The sequence below is a fragment of the Salinicola sp. CPA57 genome (genome assembly GCF_003206035.1).
GTDB classification, from domain to species: Bacteria; Pseudomonadota; Gammaproteobacteria; order Pseudomonadales; family Halomonadaceae; genus Salinicola; species Salinicola socius.
Genome location: NZ_PZJR01000017.1, coordinates 26,406 through 46,660 on the forward strand (window position 1 = coordinate 26,406; position 20,255 = coordinate 46,660).

18 protein-coding genes are annotated in these 20,255 nt (G+C 61.5%); 13 read left to right on the forward strand and 5 right to left on the reverse strand.

The annotated features are described in order from the left end of the window. Positions 1-18: 18 nt before the first annotated feature. From DOM36_RS17730 to DOM36_RS17755, 6 genes are all read left to right on the forward strand, one after another. A complete protein-coding gene (locus DOM36_RS17730; RefSeq protein WP_075569847.1) occupies positions 19-999 on the forward strand; it encodes an ABC transporter permease in 981 nt (326 codons plus the stop codon). Positions 1,000-1,008: 9 nt separating this feature from the next. Then, positions 1,009-1,842, forward strand: coding sequence for an ABC transporter permease (locus tag DOM36_RS17735; protein WP_110643891.1), 834 nt, complete (start codon positions 1,009-1,011; stop codon positions 1,840-1,842). Positions 1,843-1,852: 10 nt separating this feature from the next. Then, positions 1,853-3,505: an ABC transporter ATP-binding protein gene (locus DOM36_RS17740; protein WP_110643892.1), complete on the forward strand. Its 1,653-nt coding sequence runs from the start codon at positions 1,853-1,855 to the stop codon at positions 3,503-3,505. Positions 3,506-3,535: 30 nt separating this feature from the next. Beyond that, positions 3,536-4,525, forward strand: a complete 990-nt coding sequence (locus DOM36_RS17745; RefSeq protein ID WP_232823915.1) for a glyoxylate/hydroxypyruvate reductase A — start codon at positions 3,536-3,538, stop codon at positions 4,523-4,525. A 17-nt stretch (positions 4,526-4,542) separates the two neighbouring features. Continuing rightward, entirely contained in the window at positions 4,543-5,574 is a 1,032-nt protein-coding gene (locus DOM36_RS17750) for a histone deacetylase family protein (RefSeq protein WP_110643893.1), read from the forward strand. Positions 5,575-5,747: 173 nt separating this feature from the next. Next, complete coding sequence (locus DOM36_RS17755) at positions 5,748-5,954, forward strand: hypothetical protein (RefSeq protein WP_110643894.1); 207 nt, start codon at positions 5,748-5,750, stop codon at positions 5,952-5,954. Positions 5,955-6,022: 68 nt separating this feature from the next. Here DOM36_RS17755 and DOM36_RS17760 read toward each other — a convergent pair whose 3' ends face one another. Then, on the reverse strand, positions 6,023-6,883 hold the full coding sequence (locus DOM36_RS17760; protein ID WP_110643895.1) for a glycine betaine ABC transporter substrate-binding protein: 861 nt from the start codon (positions 6,881-6,883) through the stop codon (positions 6,023-6,025). Positions 6,884-7,005: 122 nt separating this feature from the next. On the opposite strand from DOM36_RS17760, the gene DOM36_RS17765 reads away from it, so the two are divergent. Beyond that, the gene (locus DOM36_RS17765) at positions 7,006-7,758 is read left to right on the forward strand and encodes a HutD family protein (RefSeq protein WP_110643896.1); all 753 of its coding nucleotides are present in this window, start codon (positions 7,006-7,008) and stop codon (positions 7,756-7,758) included. A 51-nt stretch (positions 7,759-7,809) separates the two neighbouring features. Beyond that, positions 7,810-8,526, forward strand: a complete 717-nt coding sequence (gene hutC, locus DOM36_RS17770) for a histidine utilization repressor (RefSeq protein WP_110643897.1) — start codon at positions 7,810-7,812, stop codon at positions 8,524-8,526. A gap of 63 nt (positions 8,527-8,589) precedes the next feature. On the opposite strand, the gene DOM36_RS17775 is transcribed toward hutC, so the two are convergent. Further along, on the reverse strand, positions 8,590-9,918 hold the full coding sequence (locus DOM36_RS17775; protein ID WP_110643898.1) for a YjiH family protein: 1,329 nt from the start codon (positions 9,916-9,918) through the stop codon (positions 8,590-8,592). Positions 9,919-9,964: 46 nt separating this feature from the next. Further along, positions 9,965-11,335, reverse strand: coding sequence for a formimidoylglutamate deiminase (locus tag DOM36_RS17780; RefSeq protein WP_110643899.1), 1,371 nt, complete (start codon positions 11,333-11,335; stop codon positions 9,965-9,967). Positions 11,336-11,593: 258 nt separating this feature from the next. On the opposite strand from DOM36_RS17780, the gene hutU reads away from it, so the two are divergent. The 5 genes from hutU (at position 11,594) to hutG (ending at position 18,611) form a co-directional block, all read left to right on the forward strand. Further along, positions 11,594-13,261 (forward strand): urocanate hydratase, encoded by a 1,668-nt coding sequence (gene hutU / locus DOM36_RS17785; RefSeq protein WP_110643900.1) that lies wholly within the window; start codon positions 11,594-11,596, stop codon positions 13,259-13,261. A 111-nt stretch (positions 13,262-13,372) separates the two neighbouring features. After that, entirely contained in the window at positions 13,373-14,974 is a 1,602-nt protein-coding gene (locus DOM36_RS17790) for a BCCT family transporter (RefSeq protein ID WP_198651324.1), read from the forward strand. Positions 14,975-14,978: 4 nt separating this feature from the next. Continuing rightward, positions 14,979-16,538 carry a histidine ammonia-lyase gene (gene hutH, locus DOM36_RS17795; RefSeq protein WP_198651325.1) on the forward strand — a complete coding sequence of 520 codons (1,560 nt, stop codon included), beginning with the start codon at positions 14,979-14,981 and terminating at the stop codon, positions 16,536-16,538. Between the two features lie 34 nt (positions 16,539-16,572). Continuing rightward, entirely contained in the window at positions 16,573-17,778 is a 1,206-nt protein-coding gene (gene hutI / locus DOM36_RS17800; RefSeq protein WP_075569834.1) for an imidazolonepropionase, read from the forward strand. Continuing rightward, complete coding sequence (gene hutG / locus DOM36_RS17805; RefSeq protein WP_110643903.1) at positions 17,775-18,611, forward strand: N-formylglutamate deformylase; 837 nt, start codon at positions 17,775-17,777, stop codon at positions 18,609-18,611. Before hutI ends, hutG begins: the two co-directional genes overlap by 4 nt. A 161-nt stretch (positions 18,612-18,772) precedes the next feature. On the opposite strand, the gene DOM36_RS17810 is transcribed toward hutG, so the two are convergent. Next, entirely contained in the window at positions 18,773-19,408 is a 636-nt protein-coding gene (locus tag DOM36_RS17810; protein ID WP_075569832.1) for a peroxiredoxin, read from the reverse strand. Between the two features lie 263 nt (positions 19,409-19,671). Further along, positions 19,672-20,124, reverse strand: a complete 453-nt coding sequence (locus DOM36_RS17815; RefSeq protein ID WP_075569831.1) for a C40 family peptidase — start codon at positions 20,122-20,124, stop codon at positions 19,672-19,674. Positions 20,125-20,255 lie beyond the last annotated feature (131 nt).

Consider the following 20,255-nt stretch of genomic DNA (forward strand, 5'->3'; position numbering starts at 1 on the left):
CTCGGCGAGGACGAGCCAATGCCCTATGTGTCTCTGATCCTGGGTCGCGTCGTCAAGGCGGTCATCGTGCTGCTGGCGATCCTGGTGTTCAATTTCTTCCTGATTCACGCCGCGCCCGGCGATCCCGCGGCAGTCATGGCCGGCGAGGCGGGCGCCACCGATCAGCAGTTCCTCGAGGATCTGCGCGAGCGCTTCGGTCTCGACCAGTCGCTGCCGGTTCAGCTGTGGCGCTACATGAGTGGCGTGCTGCAGCTTGATTTCGGCTACTCCTATCGCCAGCAGATGCCGGTGCTCGACCTGATCCTGGATCGATTGCCGGCGACATTATTGCTGACCGGGGCGGCGTTCGTGATCTCGCTGGCATTCGGCATCCTCGCCGGCACACTGGCGGCCATGCGCGCCAAGCGGCCATCGGGTTCAATCATCATGGGGCTGTCGCTGCTGTTCTACGCCACGCCGCTCTACTGGGTAGCGATGATGGCGGTGCTGGTCTTTTCGGTGACGCTCGACTGGCTGCCCGCCTACGGCTACTCGACGGTGGGCGCCGGCTATACCGGCCTGACTCACGTCGGCGATGTCGCGGTGCATCTGATTCTGCCGGCGCTGACGCTGGGGTTGTTCTTCATGGCGGTCTATACCCGGATGACGCGCACCTCGATGCTCAGCGTCTCGCAGCAGGACTTCGTCAAGACGGCGCGTGCCAAGGGGTTGGCGCCGGGGGTGATCCAGCGGCGTCATATCCTGCGCAACGCGCTATTGCCGATCATCACCCTGGCCGGCCTGCAGGCCGGGCAGATGGTCGGCGGCGCGGTACTCACCGAGACCGTGTTCGCCTGGCCCGGCATCGGCCGGCTGATGTACGAGGCGCTGATGCAGCGAGACTACAACCTGCTGCTGGGCATCTTCTTCTTCTGTGCGCTGCTGGTGATCCTGTTCAACATGCTGACTGACGTGATCTATCGGCTCGCCGATCCGCGCATCAAGCATAGTGCCGCATAAGGAGGCCGCATGAGTTTCTTCAAACGCTTTGCGCAGAACCGCGGCGCCCTGGTCGGGCTGGTGATTCTCGGTCTGGTGGTGTTGCTGGCCCTGCTGGCGCCGTTTCTGTATCCGGATTCGCCGTGGCGCATGGTGCAGCGGCCTTTTCTGGCCCCCGGCGAGGTATCCGGCTTCTGGCTGGGCACCGATGTGATGGGGCGTGACGTTGCCGCCGGGCTCGCTCACGGCGCCTGGGTGTCGCTGCTGATCGGGTTGATTTCCACCGTCGTGGCACTGGCGATCGGCGTGCCGCTCGGCGCGCTGGCCGGTTATTTCGGCGGCAGGGTCGATGATGCCTTGATGCGCTTCACCGAGTTTTTCCAGACCATCCCCAACTTTGCGCTGGCGATCGTGCTGGTGGCGATCATGGAGCCGAGCACGTTCTCGATCGTGCTGGCGATTGCCATCGTCAGTTGGCCGCCGGTGGCGCGCCTGGTACGCGGCGAGTTCCTGTCGATCAAGCATCGCGAGTACGTCGAGGCGGCCAGACTGGTCGGCCAGACCCATCGCGACATCATCATCAAGCAGATCCTGCCCAATACGCTGTCGCCGGTGATCGTGCTGGCCTCGCTGATGGTGGCAACGGCGATTCTGCTGGAATCCTCGCTGTCGTTTCTCGGTCTCGGCGATCCGGACACCATGTCCTGGGGCTACATGATCGGTGCGGCGCGCACGGTCATGCGTCAGGCCTGGTGGCTGTCGGTCATTCCGGGGGTGGCAATCCTGCTCACGGTGCTGGCGCTCAATCTGGTCGGCGAAGGGCTGGACGATGCGCTCAATCCGCAGCTCGCCAGAGCACGCTAGGAGGTCGAACATGAGTGAATCCATACGCGAGTCTGGCGCGCCCCTGTTGCGCATCGAGCGTCTGTCGCTGGCGCTGCCGGACGGCGCCGACCGGCTCTACGCCGTCGATAACGTCAGCTATGACCTGAGCGCCGGCGAGATTCTGTGCGTGGTCGGCGAATCCGGCTCCGGCAAGTCGATGACGGCCAATGCGGTCATGGGGCTGCTGCCGACCGGTGTCCACGTCTCCAAGGGGCGGGCGTTGTTCGACGGCCAGAACGTGCTGGCGATGGACGAGATCAGCCATCGCGCCCTGCGCGGGCGACGCATCGGCATGATCTTCCAGGAGCCGATGACGGCGCTCAATCCGCTGATGCGAGTCGGCGAGCAGATCGCCGAAGTGTTCGAGGCGCACGGCCTGTTGACTCCGAAAGCGCGCAAGGAAAGGGCGCTGGCGCTGCTCGAGGAGGTTCGCCTGCCCGACCCGACATCGGCGTTGCGTGCCTATCCGTTCGAGCTTTCCGGCGGTCAGCGTCAGCGGGTGATGATCGCCATGGCACTGGCTCTCGAGCCGGAGCTGCTGATTGCCGACGAACCGACCACGGCGCTGGATGTCACTACCCAGGCGCAGATCCTGCATCTGGTGAAGGATCTGCAGGCGCGTCGCGGCATGGCGGTGATGTTCATCACCCATGATTTCGGGGTGGTGGCGGAGATCGCCGATCGCGTCTGCGTCATGCGGGAAGGCAAGATCGTCGAGATGGGGATCGCCCGCGAGGTGCTCGAGAATCCGCAGCATGAATACACCCGGGCCTTGATCGAAGCCATTCCGGGAGATGCGATTCCGCCGCAGCGTGACGCCAGGGATTCGACGCCGCTGCTGTCGGTCAGTGGTCTCGACAAGGTTTATCGATCCAGCGGTGGCTGGTTCCAGCCCAAGCGGGAAGTCGTCGCGCTCGACGGCATCGACTTCTCGCTCGGCAAGGGCGAAACGCTGGGCATCGTCGGCGAATCGGGCTCCGGAAAATCGACGCTGGGACGCTGCATCGTCGGTCTGAACACGCCGGACAGCGGCGAAATTCGTCTCAACGGGGTGGAACTCAGCGCGTTGGAAGGCCGCGAGCTGCGCGAGCATCGACGTCGAATCCAGATGGTCTTTCAAGACCCGTACGCCTCGCTCAACCCGCGCATCCGCGTCGGCATGGCGATTGCCCAGGGACCGATCGCCAACGGCGTGCCCAAGGCCGAGGCGCTGGCACAGGCACAGGCGCTGTTGGCCACGGTGGGGCTCGATGGCGGCGCCGCCGAGCGCTATCCCCACGAGTTCTCCGGCGGGCAGCGTCAGCGCATCGGCATCGCCCGGGCACTGGCGCTGAACCCAGAACTGATCGTCGCCGACGAGGCCGTCTCGGCGCTGGATGTGTCGATCCAGGCGCAAGTGCTGAAGCTGCTCGACAACCTGAAGCGAGAGCTCGATCTCTCGCTACTGTTCATCACCCACGACCTGCGGGTGGCGGCCCAGATCTGCGATCGCCTGATCGTGATGCAGAAGGGGCGTATCGTCGAGCACGGTAGCGCCTTGGAGATATTTCTCTCGCCGCAACACCCCTACACCCGAGAGCTGTTGGAGGCGATACCGGGTCGCCGCGAGGCGCCTGAGCCGGCGACTGCCGGTGCGGTTTGAACCGATCAAAGACCAGTGGAAGACACGACGATGATGGAAACCGAACAGGACGGACGTGCGCCTGGACAACAGCACCGCGCACCAACCATGCAGGGGGTGCTGCTGGGCACGCCCGAGGTCATGACGCCTTATATCGCGGCCTTCGCGCAGGTGGCGCCGCATATCCGTCTGGCGCTGCCGCAGGACGTCGTCGACCCTGAAGCGGTGACGCTGGCACTGGCGTGGGATCCGGGCGCCGACGATTTTCGGCCTTACCCCAACCTGCGGCTGGTATCGTCTATCGCGGCCGGCGTCAACGGCATCCTGGCGAGTGAGAGCCTGCCTGGAGACGTGCCGCTGATGCGCATTGCCGGCGAGTCCCAGGCGCAGATGATGGCGGGTTTCGTGACCTGGCATGTGCTGTGGCACCACCGCCGCTTCGGCGACTATCTGGCCAATCAGCGTCAGCGACACTGGCAGCGGTTGCCTATGCGCGATGCCAGCGATGTCCGCATCGGCTTGCTGGGGGCGGGCAAGATGGGTAGCGCGGTGGCACGGGCGCTGATGGCGCTGGATTACGATGTGGCAATCTATTCGCGCAGCGGGCGCAATCTGCCGGCTGGCGCCGAAGGATTCAGCAGCACCGACGGTCTCGAACGGCTCGCGGCGCGCAGCGACATCCTGATCAACCTGCTGCCATTGACCGCTGAAACCCGCGGCATTCTGAACGCCGAGCTGTTTGCCCGGATGCCCGAAAGCGCGGCGCTGATCCATGTCGGTCGCGGCGAGCATCTCATCGAGGCCGACCTGCTCGCGGCACTGCAGAGGGGCCGGCTCGGCGGTGCTTCGCTGGACGTCTTCGCCGTCGAACCGCTGCCGCAGGATCACCCGTTCTGGCATCACGAAAAGATCGTGATCACGCCCCACGACGCCTGCGATTCGACGCCGAACCAGGTGGCTCAAGAGGTCTCTGAGGCGATGCAGCGCCTGGACGACGATCTGTTGCCCACGAGCGTGGTGGATCGAGAGGCAGGGTATTGATCGAACAAGGACAATCCATGAAGACCTTCTTTCACGACGATCAGCTGCTGCATCAACCGCAGACCTATTTTTCCCGCGGCAGGATGCGCCAACCCCAGGAAGTCCGCGATCGTGCCGGGCATCTGCTGACGGCGGCCAGGCGACTCGGCTTCGAGATTCAGACGCCTCCGGATCGTGGCGTCGCGCCGCTGCGTGCCGTGCATTCGCTGCCCTACCTGCGCTTTCTCGAGAGTGCCCATCGACGCTGGCACGATGTCAGCGAGAACGGAGGCGAAGATTGGGGCGAAGAGGTGATCTCCAGTATCTTCGTTCGCTCGCCCAATGCGCTGCGCGGGATTCTCGCCGAGGCCGCGCGCTATTTGGCGGATGGCAGCGCCCCGGTGGGCGAGCATACCTGGCAGGCGGCTTACTGGGCGGCCCAGAGCGCGGTGGCCGGCGCCGACGCCCTGCTCGCAGGTGACCGCTTCGCCTATACGCTGTCGCGCCCGCCAGGCCATCACTCGGGCATCGATTCCGCCGGTGGCTTCTGCTTTCTCAACAATGCCGCCATTGCCGCGCAGTATCTCACCTCACGCTATCCGCGCGTCGTCGTGCTCGACACCGACATGCACCACGGCCAGGGCGTGCAGGAGATCTTCTACGAGCGCGACGACGTCATGTACATCTCGATCCATGGTGACACCACCAACTTCTACCCGGCGGTCACCGGCTTCGAGAACGAACGCGGGCGCGGTGCGGGGCTGGGTTACAACCTCAACCTGCCGATGCCCCACGGCTCACCGGAAGCGATGTTCTTCGAGCGTCTCGAAGAGGCCTGCCAGGCGATTCGTCTGTTCGAACCGGATGCGCTGGTATTGGCACTGGGCTTCGATATCCACGAGAAGGACCCGCAGGCCAAGGTGTCGGTCTCCACGCCGGGATTCGGCAGGCTCGGTCGCGCGGTGGCGGGCTTGAACCTGCCCACGCTGGTGGTGCAGGAGGGCGGCTATTACCTGGAAGGGCTCGAAGCGAATGCGGTGAGCTTCTTCGAAGGGTTGTCGGGCCGGTGACAGATCGGCGTCTCAGGATAGTTGCCTAGAGGTTCTGCATTCGGAAATCCTTCGAACACCACCCACATCGATGACTCGCATACCGCTTATCGACGCCTTCAATTTCTCGTCACAATCGTGTGGTTATATCCTGTATGCCATCCCACCGGCACCACCACTCGAGGAGAAGCAGCGTGAAGATTTCAGGGCGCATCAAGGCGTTGATCATTATGGCCGTCGTTGTCTACGTGCTCGCGCACGTGGTCCGCGCCATGCTGATGACGCTGTTGCGCTCGAATCCGCTGCTGCATCCTTCACGGCGTTCGTCGCAACTGCCACCACGAACGCCGCGTCTCGAACGCGATGACGCGGAAACGTTGAAGCACTGCACGCGCTGCTGACGGGCAGCGAGGCTTTGATCTGACCCCCGGCTCATGGCCGGGGGAATCACTCCTGCCGGTCGCGGTAGTTATGGCTTTGCCTCGAGCCATCCATCGACCAACTCGCGGTTATCGGCAATCCACTGGGCCGCGCCCTTGTCAGGGTCTCCCGTGTTCTCGATTTCCAGCATCAACTGGGACAGCTGTTCCGGTGTCATGTGCCAGGCATCCAGCATCGCCTTGAGCTCGGGGTTGTCATCGCCGAAACCATGGTGCGATACCCACTTGATCTGCTCGCCGGCACTGAAGGTCTTCTTGGGGTCTTCAAGCACCTTGAGGTCGTACTCGGCAAACGCCCAATGCGGCTGCCACAGCGTCACGACGATAGGTTGCTTCTCGCGATACGCTTCCTTGAGCTGCGCCATCATGGCGGACTCACTACTACTGAGTTGGCGAAACGGCAACGCGTATTGTTCGATGGCAGTGTCGGCCTCATCGGCAATCGTCGAGCCTGGCTCGATGCCGAAGATCGTCGGCTCGCCCTGATACTCGAAATCCTCGGCATGACGCTCGAGATCGGCAACGGAATTGATATCGTCGACGTAGGATGGCACGACTAGCGCGTCGAGAGCATCGTCGTACCAAGTGTCGTGGAGATCGATGCGATCGCTGTAGGGTTCGACGAACGAATTGTCGCTCGGCAGCCACACTTCAAGCGAGATATCGATGTCGCCTTCGGCCAGGCCGCCGAACAGTATCGGCTTCGAGACTTCGTTGAGTGTGACGTCGTAACCCTTTTCGCCAAGCAGCTGTTGCCACATATGCGAAATTGCGATGTTTTCGGCCCAATTGTTGGTGCCGATGGTGACTGGCTTGCCCGCCGCGCCTGCGGGAGCTATGCCGATCATGGCGAGGCTGGCACCAGCCAGCAGTAATCTGATGGGAGACATTCGATATCCTTGTGAGGTTGTTGGCATTGTAGGCGTTGGTTCAACGTTATTCTTGTCGGTTGAGTCTCGCCCGCATAATGTATATACATTATGCGGGCGAGAGATGCTACTCATGAAGATAGTTGCCCATCCGATCCATCTGGAACGTGGGTCGCGAGAGAGGCGATTTCGCGGATGGCGGATGGGCACAGCAAAAAGGCGATGCGATCTTCGGCATGAATGACTATCAGAAAGAGCGGGTTGTTTACCCATCACATGACATGACAGCCTTGCCGTGGAAAAACGGCGGTGGCGTCACGCGAGAGGTCGCTCGTGACAGGGAGGGTCTGTCTCCAAACTGGCGAATGTCGATCGCCGATCTGGAGCATCCGGGTGCATTTTCCTGTTTTGAAGGACGCCAGCGTCACTTCGGCGTGCTTGGAGAGAGACCGGTCGTGCTGTCGTTTCCTGACCGTCAGGTCACGCTCGCAACCGGTGACGTGCTGATTTTTGAGGGAGACGAGCCCGTCGTGTGCGAGTTACCTGATGGGCCGAGTCGAGCCTTGAATCTCATGTTCGACGCAAAGCGATGGGATGGGCATTTGATGCTTTGCGAGCCTTGGGCATGGCCGCTGCACGAAAGCGGGGAGGCGCCTTGGGAGGAGTGTTGGTATATCCTGTCACGTGGGCGTTTGATGCTGGATCCGTCGACGCCCAATCCTGTCGTTGTCGGACCCGGCGATGCGCTGCGATACCCGCTGACCGAGTGCGGGCATGCGTTGCCGGGAAACCTTCGACCGATCGACGAGAGCGCCCATGGCCTCGTCGGTTTTGGGGTCCAGCTCAAGAGACATTCCACAGACCTTGATCCTGTCAGTTCTCTCCAGCGAATGTAGCTGTCAGTGATGACCCTCATTACAGGCTCTTGCCTACCACAAGGAGCAGGCGTGAATCGGCAGCCCCCACGCTATCAGATCATCAAGCAGTATTTACTGGAGCGCATTCAGAGCGGCGATTTCCCGGTAGATCATCAGATTCCACCAGAGGAAATGCTGGCAGCTACGTTTGGTGTCAGCCGGATGACGGCCAACAAGGCGATTCGCGATCTGGTTCAGGAAGGCTACCTGTGGCGTCAATCGGGCATCGGGACTTTCGTCGCCGACCGCCGCTCAGAGTCGCCGTTGGTCGAGATCAACAATATCGCTGACGAAGTTCGAGACCGCGGCCATACCTATTCCAGCCGGTTGATTGTGCTGGAAAGCGTGGTGGCAGACGACGAAATCGCCATGCGTATGGGGGTGAAAGTGGGGAGCTCGCTATTTCATTCCCGGCTGGTCCATCTCGAGGACGGCATGCCGATCCAGCTGGAAATCCGCTACGTCAATCCCCGCTGGGTGCCCGAGTATCTGAATGCTGACTTTCATCACCAGACGCCCAACGAGATCCTGGTCGCAGCCTGTCCGATCAGTGACATGGAGCATATCGTCGAAGCTGTGCTGTCGGATCCAATGACCTCGCATTATCTCGATGTGGATGCGAATGCTCCCTGCCTGAGCGTTCGTCGTCGTACGTGGTCGAAAGACCGTCTCATCAGTTATGCGCATCTATTGCACCCCGGGGATCGTTACAAGCTGCGGTCGATGGCCCACACCCCGGGGCGGTGACCTGGCGCGGAGTCGGTCGGCCCGCACGACGATCGGTGCGCCGAGCTCCGCCCGCGACGCCTGTCAGTCGACGATGGCGGCGACCATCAACCCTGCGGGAATGGCCAGGGCAAGGCTCAACAGTGTTCGTATCAACCAGATCATCACGATTCGGCCTACCGACAGCGGTATGCGCGTCGACAGAATGCAGGGTATTGAGGCCGAGAAGAAAAGGACCGAGGAGACCGAAACGACACCCGCGGTGAAGCGAGCCGGCAGCGAGGCATCGGTCATCAGCAGTGCGGGTAGAAACATCTCCGCCAGCCCAGAGGCCACTGCCTGGGATAGTTGGTGCGCTTCATCGATACCGAAGAGTGCGATCAAGGGATAGAAAATCATCCCCACCCATTCGAAGACCGGTGTGTACTTGGCCAGCAGCAGACCCAGCAGGCCTACCGATAGGATGGAAGGCAGGATGCTCATGGTCATCAACATACCTTCCCGCAGGTTGGTCATGACGCTATCGCCAAGTCTCGGTGCGCGTTCAGCGGCGCCCAAGCTCTCGCGCCAGGCTTGTTGCAGTCGTTGTCCTTGAGGGACATCGGTTTCCGCATCCTCTTTTTGGTCATCCATCATGGCCAGCGGCGGCAGGCGCACGCTGATGGCGGTGACGATAAAAGTGATCAGCAGCGTCAGCCAGAAATAGAGATTCCACATCGACATCAGGTTCAGCGTCTTGGCCACGATAATCATGAACGTTGCCGATACCGTCGAGAAGCCGGTGGCGATGATCGCGGCTTCCCGCGCGGAGTAGCGGCCTGCCAGATAGACCCGGTTGGTAATGAGCAGTCCTATCGAATAGCTGCCGACGAAAGAAGCCACGGCATCGATCGCCGAGCGCCCTGGCGTGCGCCAGATGGGCCGCATCAACGGTTGGCACAGTACACCGACACCTTCCATCAGCCCGTAGTTGATCAACAATGCCAGGAAAATCGCACCCATCGGCACGATGAGCCCGACCGAAATGACGAGTTTGTCGAACAGGAACGGCAGCATGTCCGGCGCGAACAGCGCCGCTGGCCCCCAGCCAGTGACGGCAATGATCGCCACGATCGCACCGATGATCTTGAACATCGTCAGCACGGTCTCGGTGTGACTGGTACGCCAACGCTGGGTCCATAGCGGGTAGATGGCGCCGGCCAGGATGACTGCCAGCGCGTAGAACGTCACGCCACTTCCCATCAACGCACGAAGGCCGGTTACGAGATGATCCAGCAGGATCGTACGTTTGCCATCCATCGATATGGGAACGAAAAACACTAGAATGCCGAGCGCGCTGGGAATGAAGAGCTTGAAAAGCTGCTTCGGCGTTGGGCTGGGTGAGCGTAAGGGATCTGGGGCTGATGATGGCATGGCGTATTCCTGAGGGCATTCTTGATTGTTGTCATCGATGAAGGCGTCAGTCGCGGCGTTGAAGCGCCTGCAATACGTCGCGAAGATCCCGCTGGTTATCATCGTCTCGGGCATGATGGCCGTTCTCGATCTGCCAGATACCGGCCACCATCACGTCTCGTATCTGCGCTTGGGACCCACCAAAGAGCCAACGCCCCATCCGGTTGCCGTCGCTGGTGGTGGCGAGGTAAGGGTCGTTTCCGTCCAGCACGATCCAGTCGGCGCGTTTGCCGGGCGCTAGCGCGCCAATCGGTTGTCCCGATGCCTGAGCGCCACCGGCGACTGCCTGGGTATATAGCCAGTCGCCGACGCTGCGCTGATGCTCACTCTGCAGCACGTTGCGACGCTGCGTTGTCAGACGTTGCCCATATTCCAGCAGACGCAACTCCTCGACGACGTTCAGGGATACATGACTATCCGAGCCGATGCCCCAGCGGCCACTCCGAGCGGCATACATCTCGCCGCGAAAGAATCCATCGCCAAGATTGGCCTCGGTGGTGGGGCAAAGTCCGGCGACGGCGCCGCTGTCGGCCAATCCGCGGACCTCGCTGTCGTCGAGATGCGTGGCATGAATCAAGCACCAGCGCTCGTCGATATCGACGTTGTCCAACAGCCACTGCACGGGACGCTGACCGGACCAGGCAAGACTGGCCTGGACCTCCTTCTGCTGTTCTGCCACGTGAATGTGACGGGGCCCAGTCGGGTTGGCGGCGAGTACTTCAGCGATCTCTTCAGGGGTTACCGCGCGCAACGAGTGCAGCGCCATGCCGAGAGTGTGACGCGAATCGGCCTGGCACCGCGTGTCCAGCTCATCCAGCAGGCGCAGGTAGGCATCGACGGTATGAACGAAGCGCCGCTGGCCTTGGGTTGGCGGCTTGCCGCCGAAGTCGCTGTGGGCATACATGACCGGCAGCAATGTCATGCCGATACCGCTGCTGGCCGACGCCTCCAGCAGTGCCTCGGACATGGCCTGGGAACCCGCATAGGGCTGGCCGGAGGGGGCATGATGCAGGTAATGAAATTCACTGACTTGGGTGTAGCCGCCCTTGAGCATCTCGACGTAAAGCGCACGGGCGATCACCGCCACCTGGTCTGGCGTGAGCCGGTCGACCAGCGCGTACATGTTGTCCCGCCAGCTCCAGAAGCTGTCTGGCCTGGCCGATCCCACCTCCGCCAGGCCGGCCATGGCACGTTGGAAGGCATGGGAGTGAAGATTGGGCATACCTGGAAGCACGGGCCCTTTCAGGCACTCGGCATCGTCGGCCGTGGCATCGCTCCCGATACTCTCGATCATCCCCTGATCATCGACACGGATTCGGACATGATGGTGCCACCCGTCAGGCAGAAGCGCGGCAGGGGCGAAGTAGGTTCTGGACATCGACGAGTTATCCTTGGATTTGGATTTTGTATATACATATATCGCGGCGGTGGTGACAGTTCAAGTGGGGGTTTTTATGCGCTATAAAGGTGCGTATAGCCGGTTGTTGCACTATTTTTGGGATTTTTGGCGTGTTCGAGCTGAAGGTTCGCCATAGCGACGCTAGTATTTGACAGCGTAATGTATATACATATTCAATAGGGTCATCCGCAACCGCGGCCATTCATTCTCGTTGCGTATCGATTGCTTGGAGTTCCCATGACTGATTTCCGTTTCCGCGACGTCGACATCCGTGCCCCACGCGGTTCGACAGTGACTGCCAAAAGCTGGCTGACCGAAGCGCCGATGCGCATGCTGATGAACAATCTCGATCCGGATGTGGCCGAAAACCCGAAAGAGCTGGTCGTCTACGGCGGTATCGGTCGTGCCGCGCGGGACTGGGAGTGCTATGACAAGATCGTTTCGACGCTGAAAACACTGGAAGTGGACGAGACGCTCCTGGTTCAGTCGGGCAAACCGGTCGGCGTCTTCAAGACTCACCTCGATGCGCCACGCGTTCTCATCGCCAACTCCAACCTGGTCCCACACTGGGCCGATTGGGAGCACTTCAACGAGCTCGATGCCAAGGGGTTGATGATGTACGGTCAGATGACCGCCGGATCATGGATCTACATCGGCTCTCAGGGAATCGTGCAAGGCACCTACGAGACATTCGTCGAGGCCGGACGTCAGCACTACGACGGCAAGCTCTCCGGGCGCTGGGTCCTGACGGCAGGGCTTGGCGGCATGGGCGGGGCGCAGCCACTGGCAGCGACGCTGGCCGGTGCCTGTTCGCTCAATATCGAGTGCCAGCAGTCGAGCATCGACTTTCGGCTGCGCACGCGCTATGTCGACGAACAGGCGGAAGATCTGGACGATGCCTTGGCCCGGATAGAGCGCTACACCGCCGAAGGCAAGGCGGTTTCCATCGCCTTGCACGGCAACGCCGCCGAGATTTTGCCTGAACTGGTTCGCCGTGGCGTGCGGCCAGATATGGTCACGGACCAGACCAGTGCCCACGATCCGCTCAACGGTTATCTGCCGGCCGGCTGGCGTTGGGAGGACTATCGAGCGCGCAGCAAGACCGAGCCGCAGGTGGTCATCGCAGCCGCCAAGGCGTCGATGGCGGAGCACGTGCGCGCCATGCTGGCGTTCGCCGAGCAGGGCGTGCCGACTTTCGATTACGGCAACAACATCCGACAGATGGCCCAGGATGAAGGTGTCTCCAATGCTTTCGACTTCCCGGGTTTCGTGCCGGCGTATATTCGCCCGCTGTTTTGCCGCGGCATCGGCCCGTTTCGTTGGGTGGCGCTGTCTGGTGACCCGGAAGACATCTACAAGACCGATGCCAAGGTCAAGGAACTGATCCCCGATGACGAGCATCTGCACCGGTGGCTCGACATGGCCCGCGAGCGCATTAGTTTCCAGGGACTACCTGCACGTATCTGCTGGGTGGGTCTGGGCCTGCGCGCGAAGCTGGGATTGGCGTTCAACGAAATGGTGCGTAGTGGCGAACTCTCCGCGCCCGTGGTCATTGGACGCGATCATCTCGACTCCGGTTCGGTGGCCAGTCCCAATCGGGAAACCGAAAGCATGAAGGATGGCTCTGACGCCGTCTCCGATTGGCCACTGCTCAACGCGCTGCTCAATACTGCCAGCGGGGCGACCTGGGTCTCTCTTCATCACGGCGGCGGTGTCGGCATGGGCTTCTCTCAGCACTCGGGCATGGTGATCGTCTGCGACGGTAGCGACGATGCCGCGCGTCGCATTGCCCGTGTCTTGCACAACGACCCCGCCACCGGCGTCATGCGCCACGCCGATGCGGGTTATGACGTCGCCATCGATTGCGCCAAGGCGCAAGGTCTCGATCTGCCGATGATCAAGTAGGCCATCGACTCCGGAAATCACCGGGGAGGCTCTCCCCGGTTTCATTGACGACATTGGTCGCGTGGTGGCGGTTTCACGCGGACCTTCAGCCTTTCGTGTCAGGGTATAAAAATGTCAAAACCCGCTCCAAGAAGTATCAAGCTCAGCGTGTTCATCCCGACGTTCTTGATCGTTGCCGTCGCCGCGATCATCGGTCTGGTCGACAACGAACTGCTGATCGACGTCACGCAGAAGATCTTCTATTTCACGCTGTCCGACTTTGCCTGGCTCTACCAACTGGTCGCCATGGCGGCTCTGGCTGTGGTTGGTTTCGTATTTTTCTCGAAGGTCGGGAATATTCGACTTGGCGGGCCGGAAGCCAAGCCAAAGTTTTCGTTGATGTCGACCTTCGCCATGGCGCTGACTGGCGGCATTGCGACGGGCGTGGTGACCTACGCCGTCAATGAACCCATCATCTATATGGGTAATGTCTATGGCGAAATCGATAATCAGGCCTTCGCGCCGGGCAGTGGCGAGTCCGCCGTGTTCGCGCTGGCGCGCAGTTTCCATAACTGGAGCTTCATTCCCTACGCCATGTATGCCGTGGTCGGCATGATGATTGCGTACATGCACTACAATCGCCGCCAACGATTTTCGATATCCGCGGCGATTTCGCCGATTATTGGCGATCATCACCGTCGCCCGGCAATCACCGCCATTATCGATATCGTGTCAGTGCTGGCGATTGCACTCGGTCTGGCGTCTTCGTTGGGTGCCGGCGTTGCCCTGATTGGCTCCGGGGTTCAGGAAGAGTATGGCGTCAGTGTCGGACCAACCGCCTGGTTGGTGCTGGTGGCCATCATTACGGTGATCTTCATCGCCTCTTCGGTGTCAGGACTCAAGCGCGGTATTCGCTATCTCTCCTCGCTCAATGCCTATCTCTACTACGGCATGCTGGCGCTGCTGCTGATCGTCGGGCCGGTGGTCTACATGTTGAACCTGTCGATGACCAGCATCGGTTACTGGTTCGACAACTTCTTCAGTTGGTCTTTCGACACCAAGGAACTGGGTGGGGAAGCGCTGGTGACCTGGTGGACAATGTACGACTGGTCGATCTGGATCGCCTACGCGCCGCTGATGGGGCTATTTCTGGCGCGCATCTCCTACGGACGCACGTTGCGAGAGTTCCTGATGATCAACTGGGTGCTGCCAGCCATTTTTGGCATCGTCTGGTTCACGGTCTGGGGTGGCAGCGCGATCAAGTGGCAGTTGGATGGCACGCTCGATCTGGCTGCGATCATCACGCAAGACGGGGCCGTGGCGGGCCTGTGGGGCTTTCTACACCAACTACCGCTGGCCTGGTTGTTGGTACCGGCAACGATCCTCGCGCTGATCCTGTCATTTGCCACGGCGGCGGATTCGATGTCGGCGACGATCGCGACGATTTGCACTCGAGGCATGACCGCCGACGATGAATCACCCACCTTTCAGAAAATTCTGTGGGGTGTGTCGATCAGCGTCATCGCTTACGTCATGGTGGCCTTTGGGGGCGGGGAACAGGGTGTCGATGGCATCAAGTATCTGGCGGCGGCCGGCGGATTCTTCGTGGTGTTCCTGTTCGTCCTCGTTCTGGCTTCGGGCGTCAAGGAGCTGATCTCCGGCCGCCAGGCCGCCATCGATGAGGCCCTGCGATGGGATGACGCTGCCGCGCTCCAGCGCGTTGACAAGGAGTGACACGATGACCGCGATCACGCTTGGCAACGAAGCGGTGTCCTGGCGCGCCATTGTGGACGTGGCCTGTCATGGTGCCGAGCTTCGGCTCTCGGAGGAACGCTGGAAGCGAGTTCGCGACGTTCGCCAGGCCGTCGAGGAGTTCGCTCGCGGGGAAACCCGTTACTACGGCATCAATACCGGGCTCGGGGCGCTCTGCCATGTGCGGCTCCAGCCGGATCAGCTTCAGCGGCTCTCCTATCACACCTTGATGAGCCATGCCTGCTGTGTGGGCGCGCCCTTACGCGACGATCAGGTTCGCGCGATCATGGCGACGGCCGTGGTCAACTACAGCCACGGTCATTCCGGGATCAGCCCGCAAATCGTCGAGCGGCTAATCGATTTTCTGAACCACCACGTAACGCCCGTGGTGCCGGGGCAGGGCTCGGTCGGTTATCTCACGCACATGGCCCACATCGGTCTCGCCATGATCGGTATAGGACAGGTGCGTTACCGTGGCGAGACGCTGAGCGCTGAAGCGGTGCTGTCGAGCATTGAAAAACCGCCGGTGACATTGGGCGCTAAAGATGGCCTGAGCCTGGTCAATGGCACACCGGCCATGACGGGCTTGGCCTGCCTGGCGCTGGATGGCGCCAATCGCTTGAGCGCCTGGGCTGATATCGGCGCGGCGATGAGTTTCGATGCGCTGGGTGGCCAACTCGAGGCATTCGATGCTGACGTGTTGGCACTCAAGCCGCAGCTGGGCATGCAGATATGCGGGCGTACGCTGCGTGAGCTCTTGCACGACAGCCAATGGCTCGCGACTCGCCGAGGCGGGCATCTGCAGGACGCCTTGAGTCTGCGTGCGATTCCGCAGGTGCATGGGGCCTGCCGCGACCAGCTGGCGCACGCTGCACAGCAGATCGATCGCGAGTTGAACAGCGCCACGGATAATCCACTGCTGCTGAAAAACGCCGACGGATACCGGGTCGTTTCCCAGGCCAACCCTCATGGCGAGTCCATCGCCCTGGCCTGCGATCAGTTAGCGATGGCGGTGGCGGAATGGAGCGCAATGTCCGAGCGACGTATCTACCGGCTCGTGACGCCCGAAGTGAGCAGTCTTCACAGTGGCCTGCCGCCATTTCTCTCGTCAGAGAGCGGGATGAAATCCGGCATGATGATCGCGCAGTACACGGCAGCTTCGCTCGCCGCCGACAACAAGCGACTCGCCCAGCCCGCGGTGATCGACAACTACCTCACTTCCGCTCTGCAAGAGGATCATCTCAGCCTCGGCGACAGCGCCGCGTTGAAGCTGGATGCCGCGATCGACAATGCCTTTCGAATCATCGCCATCGAGTGGCTGTGCGCGGCCCAGGCGTTCGATCTATTGCCCAGCGAGCGCTTTGCGACCGGCACCAGTGCCGCGTGGGGCTGGCTGCGCGGAATCGTTGGGATCTACGAAGAAGAGCATCCGCTCTCGATGGATATCGAGAGGATCTACGCGGCTATCCGTCGCGCGTCGATTCCTCCGGTGATCGCCTCGACGCTTGGCGGGTCACCGGAAGCCCGCGCCCTGACACTGACGTAATCTTTTGCCCACGACCGAAGGGATGCCATCGCCCATGAATCAGCTCTGGTCCCACTGTCACGCCATCACCATGGTTGGCGGACGCTACTCCCTCATCGAGGACGCGGCGCTTATCGTCGTCGATGGGCGTATCGACTGGATCGGTCGTGAAATCGACCTGCCCAAGCAGCACTTCGACGCAAGCCACGACCTCGGAGGACGCTGGCTGACCCCGGGGTTGATCGACTGCCACACACATCTGGTCTTCGGCGGCGATCGCAGTGGTGAGTTCGAACAGCGCCTGGAGGGTGCCGACTACGAGACGATCGCACGCCAGGGCGGCGGTATCGTCAGCAGTGTCAGAGCGACCCGGGAGTCCGATTTCGAGACGCTTTACGCACGCGCCGAAGCGCGAGCGCGCGTGCTGCTGGCGGAGGGGGTTACCACGCTCGAGATCAAGTCCGGCTACGGTCTCGATCTCGACAGCGAACGGCGCATGCTGCAGGTGGCGCGCGAGCTGGAACGGCGCTTGCCCGTCACGGTAAAGACGACCTGCCTCGCCGCCCACGCCCTGCCGCCGGAGTACGCCGAGCGTAGCGATGACTACATCGAGCTGGTGTGCGAGACGATCCTGCCGACACTGGCAACGGAGGGGCTGATCGACGCTGTCGACGGCTTCTGCGAAGGCATTGCGTTTTCTCCGGCCCAGATGCGGCGGGTATTCGATACGGCCCGCCATCTCGGCTTACCGGTGAAGCTGCATGCCGAGCAGCTGTCGCGTCTGGGTGGCTGCAGGCTGGCAGCCGAATTCGGTGCGTTATCGGCTGATCACGTCGAATATGCCAATGCCGAAGATGCGCGTGCCATGGCCGCCAGCGGCACTACTGCCGTATTGCTGCCCGGGGCGTTTCTGACGCTGCGCGAGACGCAATTGCCCCCGATCGACGCGTTTCGTGAGCACGGGGTCGCGATGGCGCTGGCCAGCGATCTCAACCCCGGCACGTCGCCGGTGCTGTCGCTGCGACTCATGATGAATCTGGGTTGTACGCTGTTCCGCTTGACGCCCGAGGAGGCGCTGGCTGGCGTGACGTTGCATGCCGCCAAGGCACTCGGTATTGACGCAACCCACGGTTCGCTCGAGGTTGGCAAAGTGGCTGACGCCGTGGCGTGGGACGTCACCGGGCCGGCCGAACTCGCTTATTGGTTGGGGGGGCAACTGCCAGGCGTCCGCTTCCGCCACGGAGAGAGGATCACCGCATGAGCAGTTTCCATTTGACCCAGGGGGATACGCCAGTCTTGGTATCGATGCCCCACGCCGGAACGCATTTGACGCCACAAGTCGAGGTCGGGCTCAGCCACCGTGGGCTGTCGTTGATCGACACCGACTGGCATATCCCGCGGCTTTATGACTTTCTCGACGCGCAGGGCGTCGGTCGGCTACAAGCTAAATACTCCCGCTATGTCGTCGATCTGAACCGCTCGGCAGACGACAAACCGCTCTATGCGGGGGCGACCACTGGTCTGTTTCCTGAGGTCGATTTCGACGGCGAGCCGCTCTATCGGGCAGGGCATGCGCCTTCAAAAGACGCACGCGACTGGGCGCTCGACAACGTCTGGCGGCCTTATCATCTTGCCTTGAGTGAGGAGCTGGCGCGGCTTCGCCGGCGTTTCGGCTACGCGGTGCTGTTCGACGCCCATTCGATTCGCTCACAGGTAGCGAGACTTTTCGACGGCCAGCTTCCCGACATCAACCTGGGGACCAACGATGGCGGGAGTTGCGATGCAACCTTGAGCGATCGACTGGAGAGCGTCTGCGCCGCGCAGTCATCCTACTCGTGGGTCGTCAACGGACGCTTCAAGGGTGGCTTCATTACCCGACATTACGGAACTCCGAACAAGGATGTGCACGCCGTCCAGCTTGAACTTTCCCAAGTGACTTACATGGAAGAGCCTCGGGAGGGGGCGCTGGTCGACGCTTCGACGACGTTTCCCTATCGGGAACGAGAGGCCAAGCAGGTACAGGCGCTTTTGATAGCGTTGGTCGAAGAACTACTGGTATGGCGTCCACGCCGCGAGCCCGAGACCATCGGCTGATCCAATCGCCCACATCTTGTCGACGGCACCGCCCTTGGTCTTCGGTTCTTCGCCGACTCTGCTGCCAGTCACAAAAACGCCCGCACTCGAAAGAGCGCGGGCGTTGTCGTTTCTGCAAGGCATCGTTATGGAATGACGTTATCGACGCCATCCCATCGCGATCACTTGTTTGGCTGCTTGGTGACGCGAAGGTAGGGCTTCTTCTCGTCCCAGCCATTGGGGAAGAGTTCCTTGGCCTTCTCGTTGTCGATCGACGGCACGATGATGACGTCGTCGCCGTCCTGCCAGTTCACTGGCGTCGCCACCTTGTGGCTATCGGTCAGTTGCAGGCTGTCCAGCACGCGCAGAATCTCGGCGAAGTTGCGGCCGGTGCTGGGCGGATAGGTGATCGTCAGGCGCACCTTCTTGGCCGGGTCGATGATGAATACCGAACGCACGGTGTTGGTGCCGCTGGCATTGGGATGAATCATGCCGTAGGCCTCGCTCACCGAGCGGTCGGCGTCGGCCAGAAGCGGGAAGTTGAGCCCGCAACCCTGGGTCTCCTCGATGTCGCCGACCCAGCGAGTGTGGTCTTCCAGCGGATCGACCGAGAGACCGATCGCCTTGGTGTTACGCCGCTCGAACTCCGGCTTCAGACGCGAGACTTCACCCAGTTCGGTGGTGCAGACCGGGGTGAAGTCGGCCGGGTGGGAAAACAGAATGACCCAGTTGTCACCGGCCCAGTCGTGAAAGTGAATCGGACCGTCGGTGCTTTCCTGGGTGAAATCGGGGGCGGTATCGCCGAGTTGCAAAGCCATGACGCATTCTCCGTTTGCCAGTGGCGACTTCTGTTCGAAGCCTTGAGTCAGACACGTATCATGACGAACGCGAGCGGCGCTGTGAAACAATCGATGGCAATAACGACATGCCGACTGCGCTCGTGCGATGTGTCCGTGACGTTTCTACAACGTGGTAGCCATGGCCCGATATCTCAAGGGTAAGACCGCTTTGCGTTCCTGCAAGGCTATCTGGATCGGCTTGCGATGGCGGTGCTGATCCAGCGGCGGTCACCAGGTTCGGATCAATTCGCGGGTGCTGCGGCGCCCAGATAATGCTTGCGCCAGTAACGGACGTCCAGCGACGACACGCTGACGGTGCGACCGTTGCCGGGGGCATGGATCATCCGACGATCGCCCATGTAGATACCAACGTGAGTGGCGTGGCTACCGGAGCCGAAGAACAGCAGGTCGCCGGGACGGGCCACATCGATCTCGTCCAGGGCGTGGAACTGCTCGTTGGAGGTGCGTGGCAGCGAGATGCCGATCTTGCCGTAGGCCATCTGTACCAGTCCCGAGCAGTCATAGCCGCTGGGCGTCGTGCCGCCCCATCGGTAGGGCGTGCCGAGCGCATCCTTGGCGGCGGACATCACCAGGATGCGATCGATGGAGAGGTTGTTGCCATCGATGGCCGGGCCATCGTCGCGGGTGACGATCGCCTTCTGCGTGCTGCAGCCAGCGAGCAGCAGTAACAGCATCCCGGTGAATAACAGGCTTAGGCGAGACAGAGCCGGCGGCCGGCAAGCGCGGGTTCGCAGGGGGCGTGCTGTGACAGCGCATTGCGTCGTGAGGTGGGGGATCGTGCCTGTCGCCATGCCCGTGGGCCCTG